The organism is Saccharopolyspora elongata (genome assembly GCF_004348985.1).
Lineage (GTDB): Bacteria > Actinomycetota > Actinomycetes > Mycobacteriales > Pseudonocardiaceae > Saccharopolyspora > Saccharopolyspora elongata.
In genome coordinates, this window is the sequence record NZ_SMKW01000004.1 from 280,145 (window position 1) to 287,203 (window position 7,059).

At 67.3% G+C, this 7,059-nt stretch carries 9 protein-coding genes; 3 read left to right on the forward strand and 6 right to left on the reverse strand.

The genetic code is table 11. The features are described 5' to 3' along the window. The first annotated feature begins 43 nt into the window (after positions 1-43). Genes E1288_RS05465 through E1288_RS05475 form a run of 3 tightly spaced genes read left to right on the forward strand, consistent with a single transcriptional unit; the run spans position 44 to position 2,090 of the window. Entirely contained in the window at positions 44-400 is a 357-nt protein-coding gene (locus tag E1288_RS05465; RefSeq protein WP_132481670.1) for a DUF427 domain-containing protein, read from the forward strand. Then, the gene (locus tag E1288_RS05470) at positions 397-681 is read left to right on the forward strand and encodes a hypothetical protein (protein ID WP_132481673.1); all 285 of its coding nucleotides are present in this window, start codon (positions 397-399) and stop codon (positions 679-681) included. The genes E1288_RS05465 and E1288_RS05470 overlap by 4 nt, the downstream gene beginning before the upstream one ends. A gap of 29 nt (positions 682-710) precedes the next feature. After that, positions 711-2,090 (forward strand): dihydrolipoyl dehydrogenase family protein, encoded by a 1,380-nt coding sequence (locus E1288_RS05475; protein ID WP_132481676.1) that lies wholly within the window; start codon positions 711-713, stop codon positions 2,088-2,090. A 358-nt stretch (positions 2,091-2,448) separates the two neighbouring features. Here E1288_RS05475 and E1288_RS05480 read toward each other — a convergent pair whose 3' ends face one another. The 6 genes from E1288_RS05480 to E1288_RS05500 form a co-directional block, all read right to left on the reverse strand. Then, positions 2,449-3,198: a Crp/Fnr family transcriptional regulator gene (locus tag E1288_RS05480; protein WP_132481679.1), complete on the reverse strand. Its 750-nt coding sequence runs from the start codon at positions 3,196-3,198 to the stop codon at positions 2,449-2,451. Between the two features lie 179 nt (positions 3,199-3,377). After that, complete coding sequence (locus tag E1288_RS05485; protein WP_235883366.1) at positions 3,378-4,856, reverse strand: SulP family inorganic anion transporter; 1,479 nt, start codon at positions 4,854-4,856, stop codon at positions 3,378-3,380. Between the two features lie 311 nt (positions 4,857-5,167). After that, positions 5,168-5,575, reverse strand: coding sequence for a MerR family transcriptional regulator (locus E1288_RS05490; RefSeq protein WP_408012971.1), 408 nt, complete (start codon positions 5,573-5,575; stop codon positions 5,168-5,170). Position 5,576: 1 nt separating this feature from the next. Continuing rightward, a complete protein-coding gene (locus E1288_RS50305; protein ID WP_408012973.1) occupies positions 5,577-5,975 on the reverse strand; it encodes an MFS transporter in 399 nt (132 codons plus the stop codon). A 14-nt stretch (positions 5,976-5,989) separates the two neighbouring features. Further along, complete coding sequence (locus E1288_RS50310) at positions 5,990-6,133, reverse strand: hypothetical protein (protein WP_408012974.1); 144 nt, start codon at positions 6,131-6,133, stop codon at positions 5,990-5,992. Positions 6,134-6,585: 452 nt separating this feature from the next. Beyond that, the coding region (locus E1288_RS05500; RefSeq protein ID WP_235883367.1) for an arsenate reductase ArsC at positions 6,586-7,059 on the reverse strand (474 nt) is incomplete at its 5' end.

The following is a 7,059-nucleotide window of genomic DNA, read 5'->3' on the forward strand; positions in this document are numbered from 1 at the left end:
CGCTCTACTTGTGATCGAGCAGTCGGTGTGAAATGGAGTTGTCATGCTGCGCGCGATCTACCGCGGGAAGGTCCTGGCCGAAGCCCCACGAACGGTCCGGGTGGAGTTCAACCACTACTTCCCGCCCGACTCCGTCAACCGGGAACACCTCGGCGAAAGCCCAACGAGGACGATCTGCCCGTGGAAGGGCATCGCCCACTACTACAACCTGCTGACCGACGACGACGTCGAATCCGACGGTGCCTGGTACTACCCGCACCCGACCTTGCTGGCCCGCCGGATCAAGGGGCATGTGGCGTTCGGGGTGGGTGTGCGGATTGAAGGCGAACCCGAGGACGCTGACGACCGAGCATCCGGAAAACCCGGTTGGCTGCGTGCCCTATTGCGAGGTGGCCGGTGATCGAACCCGAGAAGGCGATTTCTTCCGCTGGTCAGAACAGCCGCACCATCCGGTTGCCGATGTGGCGGATCGGTATCACCGGCGGCGTGGTCGGTCTGCTGTGTTGCATCGGCCCGACCGTGCTGGGCCTGCTGGTGTGGCTGTCGCCGCGGCGCCGCAACCAGTGCAGCATCGCCGGGGTGCGTCGCTGGCGGTGGCGACTGCTGGACGACCTGGCCATCGGCGTGGTCGCCTACGGGGTGCTGTACGCCGTGACCACCTGGTTGGGAACCTTGGCCTGAACGGAAAGCCGAATGGACGACAATACCGTGTGATCGGTGGCGGCGCCGCCGGACTGGCAGCGGCGGCGACGGCAGTGCGCGCCGGGCTGCGGGTGTCGCTGGTGACCGAGGGACCACCCGGCGGTGACTGCACGTTCACCGGCTGCGTGCCCTCGAAAACATTGCTGGACGCCGCCGCTGCGGACCTTTCTTTTGATACTGCGCTGAAGCGCGTACGGGAGACCGTTGCGCGGGTGGCGGCCACGGAAAGCGAACAGGTGCTGCGCCAGCAGGGGATCGACGTGGTGCGCGGGCGCGCCCACTTCGTCGTGCCGCGCACGATCGAAGTGGGCGGAAGCCGGCTCAGGGCCCGTCGGGTCGTCATTGCGACGGGCACCCGTCCAGCGGTGCCGCCGATCCTGGGAGTGGCGGATGTGCCGTATCTGACCACGGACACGGTTTTCGACCTCGACGCGATGCCCGGCTCGCTTGCCGTGCTCGGCGGGGGCGCGGTCGGGTGCGAGCTGGCCCAGGCGTTCGCCCGCCTGGGCGTGGAGGTCACGCTCATCGAGCTAGCCGACCGCCTCCTGCCCGCGATAGACCCGGACGCCTCAGCACTGCTGGCCGAGGCCCTGACCGAAAACGGGGTGCGAGTACATACCGGCGTGCCTGCCCACCGAGTGCGTGGCACCCGAAACAGCGTCGCGATCGACATCGGCAAGGGCGAGACCATTCGTTCTGAGCGACTGCTGGTCGCTGCCGGACGGCGCCCGGAAACAGGTGATCTCGGACTTGATGTTGTCGACGTCCGCACCGATCAGAACGGCTTCATCATCGTCGACCGACACCTGCGCACCGGGGCCGCAGGGATCTCCGCGGCAGGGGACGTCACCGGGCTGTTTCCGTTCACCCACGGCGCTTACGCCATGGGCCGCATCGCGGTGCAAGCGAGCCTGCGCCGCTCGAACAGGCCCGTGTTCAACCCGCACGCGATCCCGAGAGTGGTGTTCACCGACCCGGAGATCGCCATCGTCGGCGCAGGCGAGCACAAGCTCGACGGCGTGATCGCCAAGGTGGCCTACCTGTCCATGTCCGAAGTGGACCGCGCGATCACTGCTGCGGCAACCCGCGGTTTCGTCAAGCTCATCGCCGGACCACGCAGACCGCTCGGCTTCGCCGGCGGCGGCCGACTGCTCGGAGCAACCATCGTCGCATCACGCGCGGGCGAGCTGATCCACGAACCCGCCCTGGCCATGCAGCTCGGCATGTTCACCGGCAGACTCGCGCAGACCACCCACGCATACCCGTCCACCGCGATCCAACAGGCCGCCGCCCAATTCTTCGGCACCTACGGCGGCAGAACCGCCTATCCCGCCGAGTACCCGCGCCGCGTTTCGGGCGCAACTGCCAAGTTCGCAAACCGGGCATGAAGGTGCTCTCGGTTGCTTTCGCCTGCGGTGTCGGATTGGTCAACCATTCGCCGAGTCGACCGCCGGTGCAGTGTGGGCACAATCTTTCCCTGGCATAGCCCAGGAAAACCCGGTTTTAGCTGATGGATCAGATTGCCTACTGGTCGGGAATCTCGGGAAGAGTGTCAGAAACCGGACACTGTGCGGTGCGCATTCCGAGACGGGAGGCCACCATGTATGCGCGGCACACGCGGCCCGCGAACGCGTCACGCAGCTGCGACGGCCGTGCTTCCCGGCAGCCTGAAACGGCGCCCAGTCGTTCGAGGGGCAACCCGCACCTGCGCTATTCGGTGCTCGTGATCCACCTTGTCATGGGCGGTCATTCCGATGGCGCCTGCTCGCCGGGCGTGCGTCCGGCCCCGTCGGCGTAGGCCAATAGGCGGTCCCGGTTGGTGACGGTGATCTTTGCCCGGTGCAGCCGGATCAGTCCGTGGTTGGCCAACTCGCCCAACGCGGTGGTGGTGCGTTCTCTGGTGGCGCCCACCAGGTCGGCGAGTTGGTGGTGCGTCAGCCGGACCGGCTCCGGTACCGAACCGGCGGGCGTCCTCTTGGTCAGGGTCCACAGGGTGCTGGCCAGTCGCTCGGGCAGTGCTTTGCAAGCGAGGTCGGTCAGGCGGTGTTCGAGTTCGGTGATGCGTTCTTCCATGTGCTCGGTGATCCTGGCAGCGATCCTCGGGTCGGCAAGGAGCAGCTGGCGAACGTCCTGCGGGCTCATCAGGCACAGGACGGATTCCTCCAACGTCTCCGCCCAGTTGCCCCCCATTCGGATCCCGATCAACGGAACCTCGCCGAAGACGGTTCCTGGGCCGAGAAGTGCGGTGGTGACCGTCTGTCCGGCCGGGCCGATCCGGAACAGGCGCAGCCGGCCGCGTTTGATGATGAACAACGTGTCGGTAGGTCGCTGCGGGCTGTAGACGACCTGCCCCGATGCGACGGTGCGCAGCGGGGCGTGAACCGCCAAGTCGGCCATTTCCCGCCGGGACAGGTCGCGGAAGAGGGCGACTTCGGATAGGCAGTAGTGGTTCTCGTGCACCGGCCCTCCGTGGACAGTGGTCTCACTGTCCACCATGCGACCTCCAGCGGAGCATTGTCGAGCAGGTCTAGCAGCTCCTCCAGCAAGGCGTGACCAGCCGCCCGCCGTGCGCCGCCAGCGCGCTGGATGATCAGCAGCTGCTTGCCGGCGTAGTCCGATGCAGGCGGCCGAAGGGAGCCGCCATGCCACCTGTATCGGGATCAGTGCGGCGAGCCTCAGTGGCTGGCGGTGAGTTCACCGGTGAGCCGGTTGTGCATGGCGGCGCTGTGCTTGTTGAGGCCGATGATTTCGACGGTTTTGCCACGGGCTTCGTACTTGGTGGTGATGGCGTCGAGGGCGGCGACGGTGGAGGCGTCCCAGACGTGGGCGTCGGTGAGGTCGACGACGATCCGGTCGGGGTCGTTCGCGTAGTCGAACTGGTCGACGAGTTCGTTGCTGGAGGCGAAGAACAGCTCGCCGGTGACTCGGTAGACGACTTCGGTGCCGTCGGGGTCGGTGACGGCGGTGACGTCGACGAGGTGCGCGACGCGGCGGGCGAAGATGACCATGGCGGTGATGGTGCCGACGACGACGCCGATGGCGAGGTTGTGGGTGGCGACGACGACGGCCACGGTCACGGCCATGACGATGATCTCGCCGGTGGGCATCCGCTTGAGCGTGGCGGGGGAGATGCTGTGCCAGTCGAAGGTGCCGACCGAGACGAGCACCATGACGGCGACGAGCGCGGCCATCGGGATCTGCGAGACCAGGGGCCCGAACGCGATGCACAGGATCATCAGGAAGACGCCGGCGAGGAAGGTCGAGAACCGGGTGCGGGCGCCGGAGGTCTTGATGTTGATCATGTTCTGGCCGATCATCGCGCAGCCGCCCATGCCGCCGAAGAAGCCGGTGACGATGTTGGCGATGCCCTGGCCGATGGATTCGCGGGTCTTGTTGGAGCGGGTGTCGGTGATGTCGTCGACCAGTTTGGCGGTCATCAGCGATTCCATCAGCCCGACCAGGGCGAACGCGAGGGAGTAGGGCGCGATCAGGCTGAGGGTGTCCAGGGTGAAGGGCACGTCCGGGATGCCGGGGGTCGGCAGGGAGGAGGGCAGCGCGCCCTTGTCGCCGACGGTGGGCACGGCGATGCCGGCGGCGATGGTCAGCGCGGTAAGGGCCACGATGGACACCAGTGGAGCGGGGATGACCTTGGTGAGCTTGGGGAACAGCACCATGATCGCCAGGCCCGCGGCGAACAGCGGGTAGACCTGCCAGGGCACGTCGATCAGCTCGGGCACCTGGGCCAGGAAGATGGCGATGGCCAGGGAGTTGACGAAGCCGACCATGACGCTGCGCGGTACGAACCGCATCAGCCTCGCCACGCCGAGCGAGCCGAGGACGATCTGGAACACCCCGCCCAGGATGACGGCCGCGACCAGGTAACCGAGTCCGTGCTCGCGGGCGAGGGGAGCGACCACGAGGGCGATGGCGCCCGTGGCGGCGGAGATCATCGCGGGACGTCCGCCGACGACCGAGATCACCACGGCCATCGTGAACGAGGCGAACAGGCCGACGCTGGGGTCCACCCCGGCGATGATCGAGAACGAGATGGCCTCGGGGATCAGAGCCAGGGCTACGACCAGACCGGCGAGGACCTCAGTGCGAGCGACCTTGGGTGAGAGCCATGCCGGCCGGGACGGTCGCAGGCGGGTCACCAACGGGGACGGAGAATTCGGCACTTCACACCTGACTGCTCGGGCGCCGGACGGCGGCGCGGAACGTCGTCGCGTCGAGGCATGACGCGGCTGGCGACGCAGCAGCGCCGCCTGTGGGCGGGATGGGACGGAATTCCGCACCCCGTTCGGCGAACGGGACGCTCCCGGATTCGGGAGCTGAGGCGTCGATAACTCGTGTACGGACCGCCCGGAACTCTACCCTTACGTTAAATGAGAGTTGTGGTGGGTGCTCCAGCGCTTCGCCCCTGGGTGAGGCCGGTATCACTGCAGAGATCGGCGGCGAAGTGCTGTCAGGCAGTGGTATTTCGCGTGCGTTCGCTGCCGGTAGTACCAAGGTGCGCGCGGAGGGTGGCGGCGAACTCCTCGGCGATGCGCAGCTTGGCGCGCAGTTCCTCGCAACGCTGCTCGGCGGACTCGCTGAACGCTGCCAGCCGGGCGGCCGGATCATCGAACTCCGGGCTGCCGGGTGTGGGGTCGATGATGGCCAGCAGCTCGCGCATCTCCTCCAGCTGGAAGCCCAGCGGCTTCATGCGCATGATGAGCTTCAACCGGGCGACGTCCGGCTCGGTGTAGAGGCGGAACCCGCCCTGGCTGCGGTCGCTGGGCACAACCAGCCCGACTTCCTCGTAGTAGCGGATGGTGCGCAGGGACAGCCCCGTGCGCTCAGCGACCTCGCCGATCTGCATCCGCTCGCTCACGTCATCCCCTTCGCAGTCCGGACCGGATCCCACCGTAATCGACATGGTTCCGCGGGGTGTCGTGGCCGGGCGCAGCGCTCGGATCAGAACTCGGTCCCGCTACGGGAGCGGATGGTCGAGGCGCAGTCGACCCGGTCACGTGGCAGGCGACTTGTCGCGCGGCTTTCGCAAGGGCACAGCATGAATCTGCCGCGCCGATCGGGACGTTGATGAACAGGATCGACCGCCACGACAGGTATTCGGTGAGCACGCCACTGAGCAGGTTTCCCGCCGTGCCTCCGGCCATGCCGACCGCGGTCCAGGCGGCCAGGGCGCGCGTGCGCTGAGCTCCCTCGGGGAAGGTCGTAGTCAGGACCGTCAACGTGGCGAGGGCCAGCACCGCTGCGCCTAGGCCCTGCACTGCCCGCGCGGCGATCAGCAGCTCGGTGAGTTAGCCAGTCCACCAGCCAGGCTCGCTCCGCAGAAGGCCACCAGGCCGAGCGTGAAGATCCGCCGCAGCCCGAAGAAGTCGGCCAGGCGACCGCCGAGCAGCCTGGGAACAGACTCGGTAGACGTCAACGACCCAGTCCGCAACTCTTGACAACTTCTCCCCGGTCATCGTGGTCACCCAAACCCTGGTGGAACTGATCGGCATGGTCAGCTACTTCCACACCGTCCCCGTCTGGTTCCCGAACGGCCGCAGATGACCGCCTGACGCACGCGACTACACCGGGCGAACTGGCAGCCCGGCAACCCCCGATGGCTGTACGTGGTGAGCAAACGGGGAGCAGCCCTGTGCGCTGAACCGCGGTGAACGGACCTCAACCACATCGAACGAATCCGGACTGACCTGCGAAGTCTCGGCGACGCCGCCCTCCCCGGGGGTGCTGTACGCGCGGCGAGCAGCAGCTAATGGTCAAAAGCCTGCGCCCAGTGCGTTGTGTCTCGGCTTTTCGCGGGCACAACGCACTGGGTGCTTTGATGTGCGGGTTAAAGGTGGTCGCCGCCGACCCCGGTGGCCTGGACGTCGCTCACTTCGCCGCCTCGGGCACGAGTTCGGCGAGCAGGGCGTGGACGCGGCGGTCGATGTCGTCGCGGATCGGGCGGACGTCGTCGATGGATTTGCCTGCTGGGTCGGTGAGTTCCCAGTCGAGGTAGCGCTTGCCGGGGAAGACGGGGCAGGCGTCGCCGCAGCCCATGGTGATAACGACGTCGGCGGCTTCGACGGCGTCGGTGGTGAGTTTCTTCGGGAATTCCTGGGACAGGTCGAGGCCGAGCTCGTTCATGACCTCGAGCACGGCGGGGTTGATGGTGTCGGCGGGTGCGGATCCGGCGGAGCGGACGGTCACGCGGCCCTGGGCGTGGTGGTGCAGGAGGGCGGCGGCCATCTGGGAGCGGCCGGCGTTGTGCACGCAGACGAACAGGACCTCGGGGGTGGTGGGCACGGTGGCTCCTTGGTTCTTGGCGATGTCGGTCAGCCGCTCGCGGGCGTAGCGGGTGGCCAG

What these genes read in the sequence shown, in the direction of transcription:
- E1288_RS05465 (WP_132481670.1), top strand. Translation starts at nt 44, where the DNA reads ATGCTGCGCGCGATCTACCGCGGGAAGGTCCTGGCCGAAGCCCCACGA.
- E1288_RS05480 (WP_132481679.1), bottom strand. Translation starts at nt 3,198, where the DNA reads ATGGTGGACAGTGAGACCACTGTCCACGGAGGGCCGGTGCACGAGAAC.